Raw genomic sequence first — 19,130 nt, forward strand, 5'->3', positions numbered from 1 at the left:
AGTTGCCAGTTGCCAGTTGCCAGTTGTCAGTCTTCAGTTCTCAGTTGGGATCGATGCGGGACCAGAATCTTACGAGCGATAGAAATAGAACTCAGCGATTGGCGGAAGGGATCCAGATGCCGTAGGACCAGGTTGCTCCGGAGGGCTCGATGAGCACCTGGTAGTGGTCGTCGATGTAGCGGCAGATGGGCTGGCGCGCGAAGTCGCGGTGGGCGACCTTGCCGATGTAGGGGGAGAGCAGGAGCACAGAGAGATAGCTCTTTTCTGATCCAAGGTGGGTGATGCAGTACTCGTCGTAGCGGTAGGGGAGGATGAGGGCGCGCGTTGGATCTGCACGCAGCTCGGAGACCTTTCGTTGAACAGAGTGAGGGGTGCTCACGTCGATGAGGTCTTCATAGGCGCCGTATTCAATGCGAGGAGAGTGGATGGTGCCGAAGCCGTCTGGGCGGAATCCGAATGGGGCGACGTAGCTGCCGGGCCAGCTAGCGAGAAATGCATTGATCTGGCTGTCGGTGGGCCGGGCTTTCGGATGGTTGTTGAGGTCGTGGGCAGAGCGAAGTTGTGGGAAGAAGAGGTAGAGCTCGGAAAGATTCGGAGCGACGAAGACGCAGAGCATAAACGCAGTCGCGTAGATAGGCCAGGCTCTTCTGAAGAGAGAGATGTAGAGAAGGCTGGCGAGAAAAGTGGCGAGCCCGTTCCAGAAGACGTGGCTGGGGTCGCAGCGCCCAAGAGCGGCGGCGATCATGGGGACAGAGTAGAAGAGAAGGCCGAGTGTCGGGTCGTCAGGGGTGCGGCTGACCAAGCAGCGGTAGAGCCAGCACGCCGTGATGAAGAGAGCGGCGAAGTAGACGAGGATGGTGAGGCCGGGAACGATGGGGAAGCTGATGGCTCCGCCGCCGTCGGCGAGCATGGCATCGAGGATATGGAGCTTAAGGGCGGCGGCGAAGATGACGGCGTAGGCGACGATGAGCAGAGCCGCGATAACGGCTTTCCGGGAGAGCGGGATCGAGCGGCAGAAAAGAACCATGCAGCCGCTGGCAAAAGCAAAGGCGACGGCGGTTTCGGGCGAGAAGAGAACCAGGAGCGTGCAATACGCGGCACAGACGAGCACGTCTGAGACAAGGCGCGGCGCTCGGGTGTCGCGGAAACGCGCGTTCAGCTTCACGACGAGGTAAAGAGGGAGCGCATAGCGCAGGAACGTGTAGTTCGTCCCCATGCGAACGATGGCGAAGAGACCGGCGAAGTAGAGCAGGGCGAATACGGCGGACTTTGCGGGAGTGGGGAAGGTAAGTTCGTCGATCGTTTTGAAAAGCAGGAACGCGCCGAGCAGATAGCTAAGTGCCCAGAAGAGGTAGTAAGCATCGGCAATACTCAGCGGTAGAAGGCGATGGAGGAAGAGCGGCCCGTAAAGCTGCGCAGGGCCGTAGACGAATTCGAAGTCGCGATAGGGCGTGCGGCCCTGGTCGAGCAGAGCAATGCGATCGATGAGGTAGAAGGATTCTCCAAAGCCGTGGTAGCGACCGGCGAGCGCGTACATTGCGGCGCATCCGAGCGCGATGATAAGAAAGGAGGCCGCAAGGATCCAGCGGGGCAGCCGCCGATCGGCGAGTGAGTTGCTGGTTCCACCTAAACGGAAGCCGCGGGTGAGCACAACTCCCAGCGCGACGAAGAACAAGAGCAGAAGGATTCCGATGCGGTTGTTGTAGCCGAAGAGATAGGAGTCCGATGCGGTGGGCGACGTGGGCGGTAGAAGCCGCGGCAGATAAAAGATCGCGCCGAGTGCGACGAAGATGTAGGGAATGAACCAGAGTCTCGTTGAACGCCAGATCTCCTGCGGGCTGAAAGCGGCGCGGGATGCGATCGAAGCGGGAAGTTCGGCAGCGTTCTTCATGCTGAACAGAGACAAAGGCTCTGGTTTGGATGCCCTTCGTGCCGCAGTCGGTTATCGGGAATGTTGGAGCGCGGTCACAGGCGGGTTGCTGGCCGCCTTGCGCTGAAAAAGTGCCAGGCAGCGAGGGCAAGCGCGAGGACGGCGAGCCCGTAAGCCATCCATGCGTACCGGCCGGTGTGGACCTGCCAGCCGCGCCAGAAGGCGATGGCGGCGGCAATGATCATGAGGATTCCGCGGAAGGGGTTCATGCGTGATTTCTGATGCTTTGATGGCCCGGAAACGTGGAGCGACGCCGGTTTGACCCGGCACCCTGGAGAAACCTATCGTTAGCAGGGTATAGCAGAGTTTGGAATGAGGTACAGGTCATGAGCACCCCAGCAGCACCGGTCGCACCGGCATTGAAGAAGACGGCATTGAACGCAACCCATCGCGCGCTGAAGGCGAAGATGGTGGACTTCGGCGGATGGGACATGCCGGTGGAGTACCCGGGGAACGGCGGCGGTCTGATTGCAGAACACATGGCGGTGCGCACCGCCGTGGGTCTGTTTGACGTGAGCCACATGGGGGAGATCCAGTTTCGCGGGCCGGGATCGCTGGCGGCGGTGCAGCGGATCACGATGAACGATGCTTCGAAGCTGAAGGATGGGCAGGCGCATTACTCGGCGTTGCTCAACCCGCAGGGCGGATTTGTCGACGACATTCTGGTGCATCGGCTGGGCGACAACGACTATCTGCTGGTGGTGAACGCCGGCACCAAGGACAAGGACTACGCGTGGATTCGTCAGCAGGTGGGCGGGTACCCGGGAATTCATCTCTCGGACTACTCGAGCTACTACTCGCAGCTTGCAGTGCAGGGGCCGCGCGCGCAGGAGACGCTGGAGAAGCTGACAAAGACGGATCTGAGCGCGATCAAGAATTACTGGTTCACGTGGGGACAGGTCGCGGGCGTGCACAACGTGCTGATTGCGCGCACAGGTTACAGCGGCGAAGACGGATTCGAGGTCTACATTCCCAGCGATGAAGCGACGACGGTGAAGGTGTGGGATGCGCTGATGGAGGCTGGCGCGGCGTACGGTATCAGGCCATGCGGACTGGGCGCGCGCAATACGCTGCGGCTCGAGGCCGGGATGAGCCTGTATGGGCATGAGATTTCAGACGAGATCAACGTGCTGGAGGCGGGGCTGGAACGCTGGCTGAAGATGGACAAGGGTGAGTTCATCGGGCGCGAGGCTCTGGCGAAGGTGCAGGCAGAGGGCGGGCCGAAGCGGAAGATTATCGGTCTCGAGATGGTGGAGCGCGGGATCGGGCGCGATGGGTACGCGGTGTATTCGCTCGAGGGTGAGCCGATCGGGCAGATCACTTCTGGATCGCCGGCGCCGTTTCTGAAAACGAATATCGCGATGGCGCTGGTGCAGACGGCGGCTGCGACGAGCGGAGCGGACGTGCTGGTGGATGTGCGGGGAAACCGCGTGCGCGCGAAGCAGGTGCCGCTGCCGTTCTACAAACGGGCGAAGAAGTAGAGTGACGAAGGCGGGGAGACTACTCGGCGGCCTCGTGCTGCTGCTGTGCATAATCTGCGTCGGCTCTCGAGTGTGCGCTCAGGAGCGAGTTGGCACCGGGGAACCGCCGGTGTCGCCGCAGGAACGAGCGTCGCTTGCCATCAAGGCTCTGCAGTCGTGGTTTGAGCCGAAAACGGGTCTCTATCGGACCACGGGCTGGTGGAACTCGGCGAACGCGATCACGACGCTTGCCGACTACACGCGGGCGACGGGCGACCGGCAGTTCGCTGGAGTGTTTCCGGTTGTGTTTGCGGCGGCGCAAAAAACGAGCCCTGGTTTTCTGAACGACTATTACGACGACGAGGGCTGGTGGGCCCTGGCGTGGGTCGGCGCATACGACGTCACGCACGAGCAGCGGTATCTCGCGATGGCGGAGTCTATTTTCGCGGACATGGCGGCGAGTTGGGACGACACGTGTTCGGGCGGGATCTGGTGGAGCAAAGAGCGGAAGTACAAGAACGCGATTGCGAATGAGTTGTTCCTGTCCGTAGCTGCGCACCTGGCCGCACGCAGCAGCGACGAGAAGGAGAAGGCGCGTTATCGCGATTGGGCAGAGCGTGAGTGGAAATGGTTCGCGCACACCGGGATGATCAACGCGGGTCTCCAGGTGAATGACGGCCTTGTGATTGGAGCGGACGGAAAGTGCGCCAACAACGGAAAGACGACCTGGAGCTACAACCAGGGTGTTGTGCTGGGTGGGCTTGCGGAACTGTATGGCCAGACGCGTAGCGCGAAGCTGCTGGATGAGGCGAATGCGATTGCGGCTGCGACGCTGATGAATCCCGTGTTGATCGATAAGAACGGCATTCTGCACGAGCCGTGCGAGCCAGACTGCGGCGCAGACGGAACGCAGTTCAAGGGAATCTTCATGCGGAACCTGGCGGCGCTGGATCAGGCCGCGCCGAACGCGAGCTATCGCGATTTCATTCTGAAAAATGCAGAGAGCGTATGGAGTGCAATGAAGCCGCCGGCGTACGAGATTGGGACCAGCTGGAGCGCGCCGTATGGGAAGGTGAATGCGAGCACGCAGAGTTCGGGTGTGGATGCGCTGGTGGCAGCAGTTGCTGTTGGCTCACGCTGATACGCTTCCGGCCATCATCCTCCGTGGCCATTGCATTTAAGTACCCCGAGGAACGCGGCGAAAGGGCCCACCTCATCGCGATAGCTGCCGGCGAGGATGCGCGAGATCTGATGAAGGTGCGTCAGATCGTGGGCGGCCCACGTTGCGAGAAGTTCGGAGAGCGTCACGGCCCCGAGCGCGGGATGATTGCCGCGAAGGTCGAGCTGCTCCGGCTCCAGATTGAGCGAGCGCAGCTCGTCGAGGCATGCGGCGCGGATCCGAGAGAAGTCGTCGAGAAGCTCGGGCAGAGACTTGCCGCGACAGATTGCAACATGACCCCAGCGGTCGAACTTGTCGAACGCCTTGGATTCGCCGTGCTCGAGGATGCGATGCGCGCGGGGCAGCCAGTCTTCTTTGTCCGCGAAGATGAGATGGCCGATGACGTCAGAAACCGTGAAGGTGCCCTCGCCTTCGTTGCGGTTTGTCCAGACTTCAGGGAGATCGCGGAGGAGTGCGTTCAGAGCTGCGGGAGTGCGCTCCAGGAGCGCGACGGTCTCGGACAGGTTTTGGGCCATAGGAACGGGATGCTGCGCGATGTTTGCTTGATGCAAAAGAAAAGGGTCGGGCCTGGATGGTTTTGTCTCTCACATCTCCAAAAGCGGGAGATGTGGGGAACCCGATCCTCTTGTCTCCCACCCAACGCGCAAAGGCGGCGTGTTCGATGGGACACCGGCGGATGTTGTGGGATTGTTGCTCGATTCAAAAGAGAAGGGGGTCGGGCGGCGATGGTTTTGATATCCCACATCTCCAAAAGCCGGGAGATGTGGGGCACCCGATCCTTCTTGTCCGAAGTGCGGCCTGTTCAGACCTGCATCACTTCGGCTTCTTTCCTGCGGGAGAGATCTTCCATGCGGCGGATCTCTTCGTCAGTCATCTTCTGCACTTCTTCGGTGGCGCGCTTCTCGTCGTCTTCGCTGATCTTCTTTTCCTTGGCGAGCTTCTTAAGTGCGTCATTGCCATCGCGGCGAACGTTGCGCACGGCGGTGCGGTGCTCTTCGAGGACGCGATTGAGGTGCTTGACGACATCGCGGCGGCGCTCTTCAGTCATGGGCGGAACGGGAACGCGGATGAGTTTGCCGTCCGAGAGCGGGTTGAAACCGAGATCGGATGTCTGGATGGCCTTTTCGATTTCCTTGACGATGGAGGGATCGTAGGGCTGGATGAGGATGGTCTGCGGCTCGGGCGTGGAGACCTGGGCCATCTGCGTGATGGGCGTGGGTGTGCCGTAGTAGTCGACCTTGATGGCGTCGAGCATGTGGGCGCTGGCGCGGCCGGTGCGGGTGGATGCGAGGTTGGACTGGAAGCCGGCGACGGCCTGATCCATGCGACGCTTCAGGTCGGCGTAGAGTGATTTCGTTGCTGCATTGCCCGACATAAACGAGGCAGCCATTTTCAACCCCCATTGAATCAATTGCCAACGGTAATTCTAAACCCTGGGGGAGACCCTACATGGGGGCTGCGGAGGACGAGATGCCCGTGGCCGCGGCTTGTTCGTGCGCGTGGTAGCTCGAGCGGACGAGAGGGCCGGATTCGACGTGGCGGAAGCCCATGCGGAGGGCTTCGGTTTTGAGCTCGGCGAATTCGCGCGGGGTGTAGAGGCGGGCCATGGGCAGGTGGTCGCGCGAGGGGCGCAGGTACTGGCCGATGGTGAGGATGTCGCAGTGGACGGCGGCGAGGTCGCGGAAGACGGAGAGAAGTTCGTGGGTCTCTTCGCCGAGGCCGACCATGACTCCGGACTTGGTGACGCCCGCTGGGTTCAGTTCTTTGGCGTAGCGGAGGAGTTCTAGGGTGCGTTCGTACCGGGCGCCGGAGCGCACGGCGCGATAGAGGCGCGGGACGGATTCGGTGTTGTGGTTCAGCACCTCGGGCTTGGCATCGACGACGATCTGGATGGCTTCGCGATTGCCCTGAAAGTCGGGGATGAGGACTTCGACGCGGCAGCCCGGCGCCTGGCGGCGAATCTCTTCAATGACCATGGCGAAGATGCGCGCGCCACCGATGAGGTCGTCGTCGCGATTGACGCTGGTGATGACGGCGTGTTCGAGGCCGAGGGTGGCGACCGCTTCAGCCACGCGGCGCGGCTCGTCCAAGTCGATGGGCTCGGGGCGGCCCTTGGGCACGGCGCAGAATCCGCAACGGCGCGTGCAGAGGTTGCCGAGCATCATGAAGGTCGCGGTCTTGTGGTGCCAGCATTCGCCGATGTTGGGGCACTGAGCGCTTTCGCAGACGGTGTGGAGGCCGAGAGAGCGGGCGAGGCGCTTGAGGGAGTGGTAGTTTTCGCCTACGGGAGCGCGGGCCTTGAGCCAGTCGGGCTTGGGAGCAGGAGTGCGGCGCGCGGGCTGGATCTGGACGAGGTCCATCTGGGTTTATTGTAACGAGAGTTGCCAGTTGCCAGTTGTCAGTCTTCAGTTCTCAGGTCCCAGGTCTGGCCACCTTGGAACAGCCCCGGTCCCCGACTGCGAGGGACCGGGGGCGCCCACCGTGATTCTAGTTGTCAGTCTTCTTTTCGTAGTTCCCAGGTCTCCAACGAAACGAGATCACTTCGGCTCCGCTCAGGACAAGCTCTGGGGCACCCGAGCTTATTCACCCTGTTTGTTGGGTTGGGCGGGTGAGGATGATGCGTTGGGTTTGAGGTATTTGTCCCACCAGGCCAGCCAGCGTTCGTAGCGATCTTTGATATAGCTGGGGCGGGTGAAGCCGTGGAACTGGCCGGGGTAGACGATGAGCTCCGTTGGGCGGCCGAGGGATTTGAGGGCCTGGTACATCTGCTCGCCGCCGATGAGGGGCACGTTGAAATCGGAGGAGCCGCCCATGAAGAGCATGGGTGTGTGGACGCGCTTGTCGATTTCGAGGAAGGGGTAGCTGATCTTTTCGTAGAGCTTCGGGTTTTTCCACGGCGGCCCGATTTCGTTGTCGTATTGCTGGATGTACTGATCGACGCCGTAGAAGGACATGGCGTTGGCGACGCCGGCTCCGCTGATTCCGGCTTTGAAGCGATCGGTGCTGGCGACGGTGTAGTCGGTGAGGATGCCGCCGTAGCTCCAGCCGGTGACGGCGAGACGGTTGGGATCGGCGACACCCATCGCGACTGCCTTGTCGACACAGGCGAGGAGATCTTCGACTTCGTAGTGGCCCCAGTCGGCGGCGATGGCTTTGGCGAAGTCCTGTCCGCGGCCGGAGCTGCCACGGTAGTTGACGTTGAGTTCGGCGTAGCCCTTGGTGGCAAGCCACTGACGGAGGAAGTCGAACTCGTGCGAGTCCTGGCCGTTGGGTCCACCGTGGATGAAGAGGATCATCGGCACGGGCGAGCCGTCTTTGTAGTTGGCCGGCTTGGTGAGCAGGCCGTGGATCTCGACGCCTTCTTTGTCTTTGGCGGCGATGTCTTCGGCGGAGACGAGGTTGAGTTCGGCGACGAGAGCGTCGTTGTGCGTGGTGAGCTTGCGAAGGGCGCCGTTCTCAAAGGCGTAGAGCTCGGGCGGGGCTGTGTCGTTGGTATAGAGGAGTGCCGTGTGGCCCGCGACGGAATCGAGCGACATGACGGTGCCCTGTTCGGGAAGCAGGCGCTTGATGCCGTTGCCGTTCATCTCGACTTCGGCGGGGTATTCGTTGCGGTCGTCGGCGACGAGATAGGAGAGATGGCCGTCCGGCGTGAAGTAGGGGTGGCTGACGCTTCGATCGAACTTCGCGGCGGGATAGCTGACCTTGCCATCGATGGTCACGACCGCGGGCTTGGCCTGGGAGTACTCGAGGAGTTCAATCTTTGCGCCCTGCGTGTAGGCAATGGATTGGGAGTCGGGCGACCAGGCGAGATGGCCCCCGTCGGGGCCGGTCCAGGTGGTGAGCTTCTTCGGGGTTGATCCGGCTTTGGGCTCGACGATAAAGATATCGGGGTTGTCGGTGCGATCCGGGTCGGGATCCTGATTGCTCTCGAAGGCGATCCACTTGCCATCGGGCGACCACTGAGCTTCGTTCTCATCTACGTTTTTGCCGTTGGTGAGTTTCTCGGCTTTCTTTGTGGAGAGGTCCCAGAGGTAGAGCGCGTTGTAGGCGTCGTTGCGCAGGTAGCCCTGGATGTCCTGCTTGAAGTGGTAGCGATCGATGACGATGGGCTTGGGCGGCGCGGGCGGCTTGCCTTCCTCGGGATCGGGTTCGGCTTTCGGATGAAGGGTGAGGAGCAGCTTCTTCGAGTCCGGCGACCACGAGTAGCCTTCGATGTTCTGGTCGGTGACATTGGTGAGCTGCTCGGCTTCGCCCCCACGGCGGTCCATGACCCAGACCTGATCGCCTTTCGCGGGGCCCGGGCGTGAGGACATGAAGCTGATGTAGCGGCCATCGGGGCTGAACTTCGGAGACGACGCACCCTCTTTTCCGTAGGTGAGCTGCAGGTGAACAGAGCCATCCCACTTCACCATCCAGAGATGGCCGACGCTTTTGTCGTCTTTCGTATCGATCTGGCTGACGGTGTAGAGGATCCATTCGCCGTCAGGGGAGATGGTGGGCGGGCTGACGCGCTGGAATTTAGCGAGATCGTCGAGGGTGATGTCGCGCTTTTTCGGTGTGTCGGCGGCGTGGATGGAAGGGATTGCGGCAAAGGCCAAAGTGAGGCAGAGGGAAGACTTCACCAATTTGAAAAGCATGGGCCGAGATTACCATTCGCGGTTGCGAGGGCTCTACCGGAATGTGGCGGAGTGTTGATGGGGTGGGACGGCGTCAGCGGAGTTTTTCGCGGACTTCCGTGCGGATGAGATAGAGGAAGAAGACGAGATTGAGCAGTCCCTGGATGAGAGACGGCGCGAGATGGAGATGCGCAAACAGCCAGAGGTGATATCCGCTAAGCAGAATGACGGCGGATAGAGCCATGGCCCAGGCCCAGCGAAGGAGCAGCAGAAGTCCGCCGGCGGCTGCGAGCAGGAAGACGGGAAGAATCAGGAAGAGCTTCGGGTAGTGTCCGCCGACTGCTCCGACGACCAGGACGACGGAGAGCAAGAGAAGGTAGAGAGAGATGGCGATCAGGCCGGGGAGCGCGATCAGCTGCAGCTTCGCCTGGGGCGCGGCGTACGGAGTTGGAGTGGAGGCAAGATCGCCGGTCTCCGGCGGTTTCGATCCGGATTGCTCGTCGGTCATGATTCAGATCGCTCTTCGCTCATAGCGAATGAAGATAAGCGAGAAGATCGCGCATTTGCTGGTCGTCGAGCGCGGTGCCGGGCATGGTGCCGTGCCCGTGGAGGATGACGGCGCTGAGGCGTTCATCCGTGGGCGGCGCGCCGGAGGGCATGGCTCTGACTTTCGTGATGGCCTGGAGGCCGGGTCCGTGCAGTCCATGCGTTGAGGTCGGGTAGTGGCACTTGGCGCAGGCCTGCTGAAAGACGGCCGCGCCGCGAGCTTCTTCGGGGGTCCACTCGGAAGACGGCTTTGAGGGCGGGAGAGATTTGCACCCGGTGATGGCGACGAACGGGGCGGCGCAGACGAGCAGAGCGAAGAGGAGGCTGGAAAAGCGTATCCGCATCTCAGGTCTGATGATACAGCCGCGAATGGGGGGAAAGAGCTTGAGAACAAAGACGTGTGTTGGGGAGCACAGTGGGGCGTCCGGGGTTCGGCGAGATTCGTAGCCAGTAGCCAGTAGCCAGTAGCCAGTAGCCAGTAGCCAGTAGCCGGTAGCCGGTAGCCAGTAGCCACCCCGTTCATCGCGGTCAGGCTGCGATGAACGGGGTACAGCCCGGTGTGAAACTTTTTCGAATTTCGAACGCAAACACTAGACAGAGGGGTGCATGAGACGGCGGATCGCGATTGCGGTGGGTGCGGCGGCGGTGGTGCTCGCAGTGGTGTGGGCCGTGTCGGCATGGATGGCGCGACGCGACAGGTTCGAGTTCTCGGGGACGGTCGAAACGCGGGAGATCCAGATCGGGTCCAAAGTCGGCGGCAGAGTTACCGAGGTCGCGGTCGAAGAGGGGCAGCTGGTCAAGGCAGGGGCGACGCTTGTGCGCTTCGAATGCGATGAGTTGAAGGCGCAGCGAGCGCAGGCCACCGCGGCAATGGATCAGGCGCAGGCAGATGTAAACAAGATGCTGCGCGGCAACCGGCCGGAGGAGATTGCGCAGGCTGAAGCGACGGCGCGGGCGCAAAGAGCGGTGTTCGAAGAAGCGCGGAACGGTCCGCGGCGGCAGGAGATTGAGCAGGCACAGGCGGATTACAAGGCTGCATCCGCGGATGCTACGAATGCACAGGTCTTTTACCAGCGCATGGAGAAGCTGATCGCGGCGGATACGATCTCACGCCAGCAGTTCGACGACGCACGCGATAAGCGGGATGGCGCGGAGCAGAGGGCCGAATCGATGCGGCAGAGGCTGGCCATGCTGCAGGCCGGCACGCGGGCCGAAGATGTGAATGCGGCGGAGGCAAAGTTCAAGCAGGCGGATGCTGCGGCGCAGCTGGCGCGCAGAGGATTCCGCAAGGAAGACGTTGACGCCGCGCGTGGACGGCTTGCTGAGGCGCAGGGCCGTGTGGCTGAGCTGGATGCGCGTTTGCGCGAGGCGGAGCTGAGCGCGCCTGCGGATGCAGTGGTGGAAGTGGTGAGCGTGCGGCCGGGAGACCTGGTGCAGGCGGGGCGCATCGTGATCACGATGCTGGAAGCGTCGCAGCTATGGGTGAAGGTGTATGTGCCGGAGACGGATCTCGCGCACGTGCGCGTGGGGCAGCGGGCAACGGTGCAGGTCGATAGCTTCAGCGGGCACGCGTTCGAGGGGCATGTGGGGCAGATTGCGTCGCAGGCAGAGTTTCTGCCCCGCAATGTGCAGACCAAGAGCGACCGCGAACACCAGGTATTTGGCGTCAAGGTGTATGTGGACAACGCGCAGGGCGTGCTGAAGTCGGGAATGTCTGCGAGGGTGCGCCTCGAATGACGGAGATCATCGCGGCCGATCACCTGACGATTCGATTCGGGACATTCACCGCCGTGAGCGATGTGAGCTTCGCGGTGAGCAAAGGAGAGCTTTTCGGTTTCCTGGGGCCGAACGGGTCGGGGAAGACGACGATCATCAAGGCGCTCTGCGGGCTGCTGAAGCCGACGGAAGGAACGGGGCGCATTCTCGGCATGGATATCCGCAAGGATGCGGCGGAGATCCGGCGGCATGTCGGTTACATGTCGCAGAAGTTCGGGCTCTACGAAGACCTGACGGTTGCGGAGAACATTGCCTTCTATGCGGGCGTGTATGGGTTGGACTCGGGAAGGGCTGCGGAGCGGACGCGCGAGGTGCAGGCGCTGACGGGAATCGAGCCGTATATGACCCGTCGCGCAGGACAGCTCTCGGGAGGATGGAAGCAGCGGCTGGCGCTTGCTTGCGCGATTATCCACTCGCCGGAGGTGGTCTTTCTGGACGAGCCGACGGCAGGGATCGATCCGGTGGCGCGGCGCGCGCTGTGGGATCTGCTGTTTCAGCTCTCGGGTCAGGGCGTCACGTTCTTTGTGACCACGCACTACATGGATGAGGCGGAGCGCTGCGGGCGCGTCGGGTACATCTACTTGTCGAAGCTGATTGCGATGGGCACGGTCGCGGAACTGCAGAAGCTTCCTGATGCGAATCCGGCGGGAACGTCGCGGATTCAGATCCAGGTTGAGAATCCTTCGGAGATGCTCGATGGAATCCGGCACATGCAGGGTGTGCGCGAGGCGACGATCTTTGGGCATTCGATCCATGCCCTCGCTGAGACCGCGCATGTCGCGGAGATGCGCAGAAAAATGCCGCAGGCGAGCATCGAGACGATCGAGCCGTCGCTTGAGGATGTGTTTGTCACGCTGACGTACCGGATCATGGAGTCGCAGCGATGAGAGCGCTTTTTCGCGGACTGGTCCCGGTATGCCGGAAGGAATTTCTTCACATCATCCGCGATCCGGGGACGCTGTTTTTTGCGCTGCTGATTCCGATGCTGCAGTTGTTTCTGTTTGGGTTTGCGGTGGATACGAATATCCGGCAGATTCCGACGGTGGTGTTGGACGAGTCGCATACGCAGGAGAGCCGGCGGCTGCTGGAGGCCTTTGCGGGTTCGGATGTTTTCTGGCTGAAGACATACGCGCAATCGCAGGATGAGATGTATGAGGCGGTGCGCGCGGGAAAGGCCAGGGTCGGCATACGCATTCCGTATGACTACGCGCGGCGGCTGCTGGATGGCACAACTGCGTCGGTGCTGGTGCTGGTGGATGGGTCGGACTCGAGCGTGGCCGGGCAGGCGATGAGCACGGCGACGGGTGTCGCGCTGAAGGAATCTTTGGGCCGCGTGCTGCCGGGCGGCGCAATGCCCGTGGAGGTGCGGCCTTCAGTGCTCTACAACCCCGCGACACGATCGGCAAACTTCTTCGTGCCGGGGCTGATCGCGATTCTGCTGCAGGTGATGGCCATTCTGATGATTGCTCTGAGCCTGGTGCGGGAGCGCGAGCGCGGAACGCTCGAGCAGTTGACGATGACGCCGGTTGCGCCGCTGGGTCTGATGCTGGGCAAGATGATTCCGTATGGTGCGCTCACGTTTGCGGAACTGTGCGCCATCCTGCTGGTGATGCGCACGGTGTTCCTGGTTCCCGTGCACGGCAATGTGGTTCTGTTACTGGTGTTGTCGATTCCGTTTTTGCTGACCGTGCTGGGAATCGGGCTGGTGATTTCGACGAAGGCGCGGACGCAGGCAGAGGCCTTTCAGCTTTCAATGGGAACGATTCTGCCGTCAGTGTTTTTGTCGGGATACATCTTCCTGATCGAGAACATGCCGCCGTTCTTCCAGGCGATCAGCCATCTGATTCCGGCTACGTACTACATCCAGATCCTGCGCGGAATCATCTTGCGCGGCGCAGGCATCACGGAGCTGTGGGTGAGCGCGACGGTGCTGACCGTCATGGGTTGCGGGTCGACGCTGCTGGCGGCGCGGTTGTTTGTGCGGCGGGGCGCGAGCTAACGCTCAGGCGCGCTACTCCGATGCGGCGATCGCTTCGCAGATCCTTTCGATCGCGGGAACTTCGGCGGGGCTGCCGGGGCGGTGACCGTTCACGAGGATGGAGAAGGCGACGGTTTTGCCGCTGGCTGCCTGCAGGTAGCCGGAGAGCGCGTTGGTTTCGTTCAAGGTGCCGGTCTTGGCCCAGAGCTTTCCCTTAAGCGCCGAGTTGCGGAATCGGCTGTAGAGCGAGCCGTCTACTCCGGCGATGGGGAAGGACTTCTTCCAGGCCTCGCCCCAATGCTGGTGTGAAGCGTACGCGAGCAGGTGCGTGTAGGCGCGCGGCGTGATGCGGTCGTCCATGCTCATGCCGGATCCGTCGTAGAAGAAGAAATCGGAGTCGGGGATGCCGGTGTCGATGAGGAACTGGCGTACGACGCGCGTCCCCTGAGCGAGGCTGCCATCCTTGGCGAAAGTTTTGCCGAGCATGCGGAGGAGGAGCTCTGCGTGCAGGTTCTGACTGATCTTATTGGTGACCGTGATGTCCTCGGCCACAGGCACTGATTTGTGCTGCGCGAGCAGGCGGCGGTTGTTGATGGGAGCTTCGATGGTCTGGAGGTTTAAAGGAAAGAGCTTCAGCGGTTCGGAGCGTTCTCCGATAAAATCGCCGGTGCCTTCGGGAAGGCGGTGTGCGGCGGCGGGGTCGCCCTTGACGATGATGCCGCGATGGAGCAGCGCGTCTTTAAACGCCGCCGCGGTGTACTCGGCAGGATCTTCCACGGCGAGCGGCGCGTGCAGGCCCTGTGCGGGAGCAGTGCCCCAGGTGCGGACAAGGAGCGCGCCGGGGCGACGTTCCAGGCCGGGGTGCGCCTTTGCGCCAGCCGGAGCCATGGTCATGTTGTTCTGGAGCGTGTAGTACTGAATGCTTGGCGTCCACTGCTCGAGCATGGAGCCGGGTTTCTCTGGATCAGCGGTGATGGTGAGCTCGATGGAGTTGTCGGCGAACGAAAGCGCGGAGATGGGCGCGCCGTAGCCCCACTGGAGATCGTCCCATGCCCAGGCCGTGCCGTAGGGCTCGTTGAGATAGAAACTGTCGTCTCCGACGACGGTGCCTTCCACGGAGCGAACGCCGGCTTGTACGACCTGCTGAGCGAGGAGGTCGAGAGCTTCCATGGCGAAGGGCTCGGCGTGAATCTGTTCAGGAGTCGGAGTTGCCTCGGGTTTGCCGGTGGGCGACTTCGCAGGCGGGTTTGCAGGCGTGGGAGCGGCCGCCGGCGGAGTGGGCGGCTGGTAGGGGTAGTGATGGGCGCTCATTGTGGGATCACCCGCGCCGAGGATGAGGATGTCGCCGTGCAGCGTGCCGGAAGAGTCGATCTCGCCGTTCGCCACGACGTTGGTGGTCCAGGTGAGGGTATCTACCGGGAGAAGCGCATAGGCCGCGGCGGTGGTGGTGAGCTTGGCATTGGATGCCGGGGTGAAGAGGCGGGCGTCGTTGAGTCCGTAGAGCGGCTGCCCGTCGAGGGTGGTCACGCTGATGCCGAAGTCAGTTTGTTTGAGGGCCGGATCGGCCAGGATGGCCTGAATACGATCGGCGATGGCGCCGCGTGCTGGTGCGGTGTGTTGTGCTGGGCGCGATGGGGCGTGAGCGGCGCGATGCTGGGCTGCGAGGGTAAAGCCTGAACCAAGGGACAGCGCCAGAAGCAGCGCGAAGCATCGCGGTGTACGGAGCATGGAGGGAGTTTAGCAAAGCGGCGGATGCGCCTGGCAGCGCTCTTAAAATGAGGAGGTCTGGACGAAGTATCGAAAGAGCTGCATGAGTTTGGTTCGCGCTGTCGTTAATTGGAAACTGCGTTCGCGCTCGCTTGAGCTTGGCAAGCGAACGCTGGTGATGGGCGTGGTGAATCTTACGCCCGATTCATTTAGCGATGGCGGGAACTTCCTCGACCCGGATGGGGCGGTGCGTCGCGGGCTGGAGTTGCTGGAGCAAGGCGCGGCTGTGCTCGACCTGGGAGCGGAGAGCACGCGGCCCGGCGCGCTGGTTGGGCTGGCCGAAGCAAGGGTGAGCGCTGAAGAGGAGCAGGCGCGGCTGTTGCCCGTGATCGAGGGGATCCGAAAGGCGCGGCCAGAAGCGGTCATTTCAGCCGACACGTATAAGAGCGCCACGGCGAAGGCGGCGATCGAGGCTGGCGCGGAAATTGTGAATGACGTGAGCGGCTTCACGTGGGATCCGGAGATGGCGCGCGTGTGCGCGGATGCGAAGTGCGGAGTGGTGTTGATGCACACGCGGGGGCGTCCGGATGAGTGGCGGGCCCAGGAGAAATTGCCGGCGGACGCGTCGATGGCATCGGTGAGGAGTGGACTCGCGGAGAGCCTGCAGCAGGCGATAGCCAGAGGAGTCGCGCCGGCCTCAATAGTGCTGGATCCGGGATACGGCTTCGGGAAGAAGTTCGAAGAGAACTATGCGCTGCTTGCGCGGCAGGCAGAGCTGCTTGAGCTCGGGCGGCCGCTGCTGGCGGGGGTTTCGCGAAAGTCTTTCCTGGGGCACACGCTGGCAGGTCTCTTTGGAGGGAAGCAGGCGCCCGTGGACGCGCGCGAGACGGCGAGCATTGCTGCGATGGTGGCGACGATACTGCATGGAGCTTCCCTGGTGCGCGTACATGATGTGCGGGCGGCGGTGGAGGCGGCGCGGATTGCCGACGCGGTGTTGGCCGCGAGCTGAGCAGGCGCTTACCTGCGCTTCGACATCGCGTGAAGCTTGAGGACCGTGTTCCAGTTGCGGCCCGTGCCGACTGCGCCTATGGCTTTGTCGAGAGCTTTGCCGGTGAACTTCGTCTCGCCAGCGCCTTCGGGAAAGTGGAAGTAGATGTGGTCGCCGGCGAGGTGGTAGCGGTCGCGGCGGCTGGGATATTTCTCGACGATCGCATCGAGTGCGGCACGCGCCGTTGGGGCCGCGGGAGCTGAAAGGAAGGCGACGTGCACGCGGGCGCCGTCAGCCGCCTCAGCGGGAAAAGGATTCGCGCGGATCAGCTTGTCGAGCTGGTCGTGAGTTCGAAGGATGACGTCGACGGGAGCGCCGGTGAGTTTTTCGAGCGCAGCGGCGATCGACGCTCCAACCTTAGCGGCTGGCAGGTCCGAGTCCACGACGGCGTTGCCGCTCTGGATGTAGGTTTCAACGTTTTGAAATTTGAGCGCGGAGAGTATTTTTCGAAAATCGGCCATGGAGAGCTTGCCGTTTCCGCCCACGTTGACGGCGCGCAGAAGGATGACATAGGTTGACATATCTAATCGGCCTCCCGCGCCGTTCTGCCAGATGGTGTCGATCAGGTTTACGGCGCTCAATAAACTGCCCTGGCACTGACGCGAGTGTAGCCCAGCGGAAAGGCCACAAACAGGCCTTCTGGACTGGCGCCCGCGCAGCGGCGAATCTTCAGGACAATCCCCGGCTGCGCAGACTCCTATAGAAATCCTGCAACCGAACGGCTGCCTGACGACCGCTAGGTCTTCTCGACAGCCTGCAGCGTGGGCGGCCCGTCAATCGCGGCAGCAACTTTCTGATCTCGATTCATCAGGTCGATAACGGACTGAGCGTATTGCTGGTCGATGCTGGCGGAATCGGAAAATGGAACAGGGTAGAGCACGACAAACCGCAGACCGTCCGTAAGGTCCATCTTCATCTCGATGCCGGGACGCGGGATCGTGGTATCCATCCAGAGCTCGGTGCTTGCATACTGGCGCTCCATCCGATCTTTGTACGCGCCGTAGACCTTCTGCACCGCGTCGCGGACATCCTGGATAGCGCCGCGATAGTCGGAACCCGGCTTGAGCTTGATGGCGAGCGAGTGCCACGCGTAGCTGGTGCCCGGTATCTGCTTGTAGAGCGGAGTGCCGGTCTGAAAGAGGACGGAATTGGCGAAGACGGCAACTCGGCCGGTAGGATGAAGCTGCGCGCCCGCTCCGGCGAGTTCCATCAGATAGAAGCGCACCAGGCTGACGTCGATCACTTCGCCCGTGACCCCGGCGACGGTGATGCGCTCGCCCACGCGCACGCCCCATCGGCCGATGATGAAGAAGTAGGCGGCGATGGAGAGCAGCAGCGTTTGCAGGCACACGGCGATGCCGGCGGTGATCAGTCCGGCGAAGGTGGCCATCGAGCTGAACTGCGTCACGAAGCCGAAGATTAGTACGAGCCCGCTGAGGAACCCGATCACGAGGCGGCGGACAACCAGAAGCTGGCGCCTGTGGCGAATGTCCTGCACATAGCGGGTTGCGCCGCGCCGCCACAGCTCTCCCGCGCCGAAGACGAGCAGAAGTGCGATCGCAATGAAGACCACGCGCAGCAGCAACTCGTGAATGATGCTCGACCGCTCCGTGTCTGCGGCTGCGCGCCACGAGATCAGATTGCCTTCAGCCTGCTCGAGAACGAGTACCTCCTGGCTGACTGGAATGGACACGCCCGCGATTGTCTTGAACGCGTCCGTAAGTTGGTCGAATTGCTTTTTCGCGCTTCCGTTCTGCGTCGAAGCGCTCGCAGCGGCGTTGGAATCAGAGCCGCCAGAAGAGTTTGTACTCGCCTGAAGCTGCTGGCCCTGTTGCACCGTGGCGCGAAGAATGTTGACGAGCGGCGTGCGCAGCTCGAGCGCCTGCGCGTGCAGCTTCTTCACCTCCGCGATCCGTTCGTCGATGCCGCGCCGGGTAGAGAGGAGTTGAAAGAGGGCCTGAGCCTGGGTGACGACGCCGGAGCTGCGAAGAGAGCCGATGCTTTCCACTGTGTTGGTGACAGGCTTGATCTTCGTGTCGATCACTTCCGGTACGGCGTGCTGCAGCTTGTCGATGTCAGCCTGAAGGCCGCTATTGGTTTGCGCGGTCGACACTCCCGAGACTTTCACCAGGGCATCGGATTCAGCTTTCGCGAGTTCGAGCTGGCCGTTCGTGATTTGGATTTGCTGCTCGATCCCGTCGCGGTCTTTGCGTTTGGCGGCCTTGAGCTGTGCCGCCAGCTCCTCCGATTTGGCTTGCAGGTCCTGAATCTGCTGCTGTACGTGCAACTGCGCTTCGCGCAGCTTCTGGGCCTCGCCGGGTGCTGCAACCGTCGATTGCTGCGATGAAGCGGACCTGATCCGCGAGAGAAGGGCGGCTTCGTCGCGGGCTGCCTGAAAAGCAAGCTGAGAGATCTGCGTGGCCGCGGTTTGCGCCTGCTCGGCGTAAAGCACATCGCTCGGCTCGCCTATCTTCTGCACCGGCGTTGCAGTCATGCGATAGAAGCGAATGATCTCGCTGAGGTGCGCAAGGATGGCTTTGGCCTGCTCGTCGACGTGGATGCCCTGCGTCAGGCTGGGCGGCAGCGGTTCAGGAAGCGCGGCAAGATGCGCGGCAGTGGCCGGTTTTGGCGCGGTGGGCTGGCCCGGCTCAGAGCCGCTGGCGGTTCTGATCGAACCCGGAGGAACCGGTGGCGTGCTGCCGGGATGAGATTGTGTTTGGGAGACAGCTACCGCCGTGGTGAGTCCGGCCGCTGCGATCACGAGTACCGGTAAGTCTGCGAGCGAAGAAAATCGGGCCACAAAAGGGCGAAGTGCAAGATTCACAGAAGGCTTGGACGCATTCCGGGTGCGAGCGGATGGTCGGGCCCGTACAGTTTGGGGGTGCTGAA

At 62.1% G+C, this 19,130-nt stretch carries 17 protein-coding genes; 6 read left to right on the plus strand and 11 right to left on the minus strand.

Going from position 1 to position 19,130, the window contains the following annotated elements:
* Positions 1 to 91 precede the first annotated feature (91 nt).
* A complete protein-coding gene (locus tag DHV10_RS08560) occupies positions 92 to 1,891 on the minus strand; it encodes a hypothetical protein (RefSeq protein WP_109485940.1) in 1,800 nt (599 codons plus the stop codon).
* 74 nt (positions 1,892 to 1,965) lie between these two features.
* Positions 1,966 to 2,139: a hypothetical protein gene (locus DHV10_RS27005; RefSeq protein WP_162601338.1), complete on the minus strand. Its 174-nt coding sequence runs from the start codon at positions 2,137 to 2,139 to the stop codon at positions 1,966 to 1,968.
* A gap of 117 nt (positions 2,140 to 2,256) precedes the next feature.
* Here DHV10_RS27005 and gcvT point away from each other — a divergent pair, with 117 nt between their 5' ends.
* Entirely contained in the window at positions 2,257 to 3,411 is a 1,155-nt protein-coding gene (gene gcvT / locus DHV10_RS08565) for a glycine cleavage system aminomethyltransferase GcvT (protein WP_109485941.1), read from the plus strand.
* 1 nt (position 3,412) lies between these two features.
* Complete coding sequence (locus DHV10_RS08570) at positions 3,413 to 4,531, plus strand: glycoside hydrolase family 76 protein (protein WP_162601339.1); 1,119 nt, start codon at positions 3,413 to 3,415, stop codon at positions 4,529 to 4,531.
* Positions 4,532 to 4,545: 14 nt separating this feature from the next.
* Here the strand turns inward: DHV10_RS08570 and DHV10_RS08575 are convergent, their stop codons facing one another.
* The 6 genes from DHV10_RS08575 to DHV10_RS08600 form a co-directional block, all read right to left on the minus strand.
* On the minus strand, positions 4,546 to 5,085 hold the full coding sequence (locus DHV10_RS08575; protein WP_109486507.1) for a DinB family protein: 540 nt from the start codon (positions 5,083 to 5,085) through the stop codon (positions 4,546 to 4,548).
* 287 nt (positions 5,086 to 5,372) lie between these two features.
* Positions 5,373 to 5,960, minus strand: coding sequence for a ribosome recycling factor (frr, locus tag DHV10_RS08580; RefSeq protein ID WP_109485943.1), 588 nt, complete (start codon positions 5,958 to 5,960; stop codon positions 5,373 to 5,375).
* A gap of 55 nt (positions 5,961 to 6,015) precedes the next feature.
* A complete protein-coding gene (gene lipA, locus DHV10_RS08585; protein ID WP_109485944.1) occupies positions 6,016 to 6,930 on the minus strand; it encodes a lipoyl synthase in 915 nt (304 codons plus the stop codon).
* A gap of 219 nt (positions 6,931 to 7,149) precedes the next feature.
* On the minus strand, positions 7,150 to 9,207 hold the full coding sequence (locus DHV10_RS08590; RefSeq protein ID WP_109485945.1) for a S9 family peptidase: 2,058 nt from the start codon (positions 9,205 to 9,207) through the stop codon (positions 7,150 to 7,152).
* Positions 9,208 to 9,280: 73 nt separating this feature from the next.
* Complete coding sequence (locus DHV10_RS08595) at positions 9,281 to 9,694, minus strand: hypothetical protein (RefSeq protein ID WP_109485946.1); 414 nt, start codon at positions 9,692 to 9,694, stop codon at positions 9,281 to 9,283.
* A 19-nt stretch (positions 9,695 to 9,713) separates the two neighbouring features.
* Complete coding sequence (locus DHV10_RS08600) at positions 9,714 to 10,076, minus strand: c-type cytochrome (protein ID WP_109485947.1); 363 nt, start codon at positions 10,074 to 10,076, stop codon at positions 9,714 to 9,716.
* A gap of 262 nt (positions 10,077 to 10,338) precedes the next feature.
* On the opposite strand from DHV10_RS08600, the gene DHV10_RS08605 reads away from it, so the two are divergent.
* The 3 genes from DHV10_RS08605 to DHV10_RS08615 are packed head-to-tail and all read left to right on the plus strand — an operon-like array spanning position 10,339 to position 13,507.
* A complete protein-coding gene (locus DHV10_RS08605) occupies positions 10,339 to 11,469 on the plus strand; it encodes an HlyD family secretion protein (RefSeq protein WP_109485948.1) in 1,131 nt (376 codons plus the stop codon).
* Positions 11,466 to 12,395 carry an ABC transporter ATP-binding protein gene (locus tag DHV10_RS08610; protein ID WP_109485949.1) on the plus strand — a complete coding sequence of 310 codons (930 nt, stop codon included), beginning with the start codon at positions 11,466 to 11,468 and terminating at the stop codon, positions 12,393 to 12,395. The genes DHV10_RS08605 and DHV10_RS08610 overlap by 4 nt, the downstream gene beginning before the upstream one ends.
* Positions 12,392 to 13,507, plus strand: a complete 1,116-nt coding sequence (locus DHV10_RS08615; protein WP_109485950.1) for an ABC transporter permease — start codon at positions 12,392 to 12,394, stop codon at positions 13,505 to 13,507. The genes DHV10_RS08610 and DHV10_RS08615 overlap by 4 nt, the downstream gene beginning before the upstream one ends.
* Positions 13,508 to 13,519: 12 nt before the next feature.
* Here DHV10_RS08615 and dacB read toward each other — a convergent pair whose 3' ends face one another.
* On the minus strand, positions 13,520 to 15,214 hold the full coding sequence (gene dacB / locus DHV10_RS08620) for a D-alanyl-D-alanine carboxypeptidase/D-alanyl-D-alanine endopeptidase (RefSeq protein WP_109485951.1): 1,695 nt from the start codon (positions 15,212 to 15,214) through the stop codon (positions 13,520 to 13,522).
* Positions 15,215 to 15,296: 82 nt separating this feature from the next.
* On the opposite strand from dacB, the gene folP reads away from it, so the two are divergent.
* Positions 15,297 to 16,202, plus strand: a complete 906-nt coding sequence (gene folP / locus DHV10_RS08625) for a dihydropteroate synthase (RefSeq protein WP_239461403.1) — start codon at positions 15,297 to 15,299, stop codon at positions 16,200 to 16,202.
* A gap of 8 nt (positions 16,203 to 16,210) precedes the next feature.
* On the opposite strand, the gene DHV10_RS08630 is transcribed toward folP, so the two are convergent.
* Both DHV10_RS08630 and DHV10_RS08635 read right to left on the minus strand, forming a co-directional pair.
* The gene (locus tag DHV10_RS08630; RefSeq protein ID WP_162601340.1) at positions 16,211 to 16,762 is read right to left on the minus strand and encodes a DUF1697 domain-containing protein; all 552 of its coding nucleotides are present in this window, start codon (positions 16,760 to 16,762) and stop codon (positions 16,211 to 16,213) included.
* A 215-nt stretch (positions 16,763 to 16,977) separates the two neighbouring features.
* Positions 16,978 to 19,002, minus strand: a complete 2,025-nt coding sequence (locus tag DHV10_RS08635) for a mechanosensitive ion channel (RefSeq protein ID WP_109485953.1) — start codon at positions 19,000 to 19,002, stop codon at positions 16,978 to 16,980.
* Positions 19,003 to 19,130 lie beyond the last annotated feature (128 nt).

The organism is Occallatibacter savannae (assembly GCF_003131205.1).
GTDB classification, from domain to species: Bacteria; Acidobacteriota; Terriglobia; order Terriglobales; family Acidobacteriaceae; genus Telmatobacter; species Telmatobacter savannae.

Bases quoted from the DNA above. Each gene is read 5' to 3' on its own strand.
- folP (WP_239461403.1), top strand. From the start codon at position 15,297: ATGAGTTTGGTTCGCGCTGTCGTTAATTGGAAACTGCGTTCGCGCTCG.
- DHV10_RS08595 (WP_109485946.1), bottom strand. From the start codon at position 9,694: ATGACCGACGAGCAATCCGGATCGAAACCGCCGGAGACCGGCGATCTT.
- lipA (WP_109485944.1), bottom strand. From the start codon at position 6,930: ATGGACCTCGTCCAGATCCAGCCCGCGCGCCGCACTCCTGCTCCCAAG.
- dacB (WP_109485951.1), bottom strand. From the start codon at position 15,214: ATGCTCCGTACACCGCGATGCTTCGCGCTGCTTCTGGCGCTGTCCCTT.
- DHV10_RS08560 (WP_109485940.1), bottom strand. From the start codon at position 1,891: ATGAAGAACGCTGCCGAACTTCCCGCTTCGATCGCATCCCGCGCCGCT.
- gcvT (WP_109485941.1), top strand. From the start codon at position 2,257: ATGAGCACCCCAGCAGCACCGGTCGCACCGGCATTGAAGAAGACGGCA.
- DHV10_RS08610 (WP_109485949.1), top strand. From the start codon at position 11,466: ATGACGGAGATCATCGCGGCCGATCACCTGACGATTCGATTCGGGACA.
- DHV10_RS08575 (WP_109486507.1), bottom strand. From the start codon at position 5,085: ATGGCCCAAAACCTGTCCGAGACCGTCGCGCTCCTGGAGCGCACTCCC.
- DHV10_RS08590 (WP_109485945.1), bottom strand. From the start codon at position 9,207: ATGCTTTTCAAATTGGTGAAGTCTTCCCTCTGCCTCACTTTGGCCTTT.
- frr (WP_109485943.1), bottom strand. From the start codon at position 5,960: ATGGCTGCCTCGTTTATGTCGGGCAATGCAGCAACGAAATCACTCTAC.
- DHV10_RS08630 (WP_162601340.1), bottom strand. From the start codon at position 16,762: ATGTCAACCTATGTCATCCTTCTGCGCGCCGTCAACGTGGGCGGAAAC.
- DHV10_RS08605 (WP_109485948.1), top strand. From the start codon at position 10,339: ATGAGACGGCGGATCGCGATTGCGGTGGGTGCGGCGGCGGTGGTGCTC.
- DHV10_RS27005 (WP_162601338.1), bottom strand. From the start codon at position 2,139: ATGAACCCCTTCCGCGGAATCCTCATGATCATTGCCGCCGCCATCGCC.
- DHV10_RS08600 (WP_109485947.1), bottom strand. From the start codon at position 10,076: ATGCGGATACGCTTTTCCAGCCTCCTCTTCGCTCTGCTCGTCTGCGCC.
- DHV10_RS08615 (WP_109485950.1), top strand. From the start codon at position 12,392: ATGAGAGCGCTTTTTCGCGGACTGGTCCCGGTATGCCGGAAGGAATTT.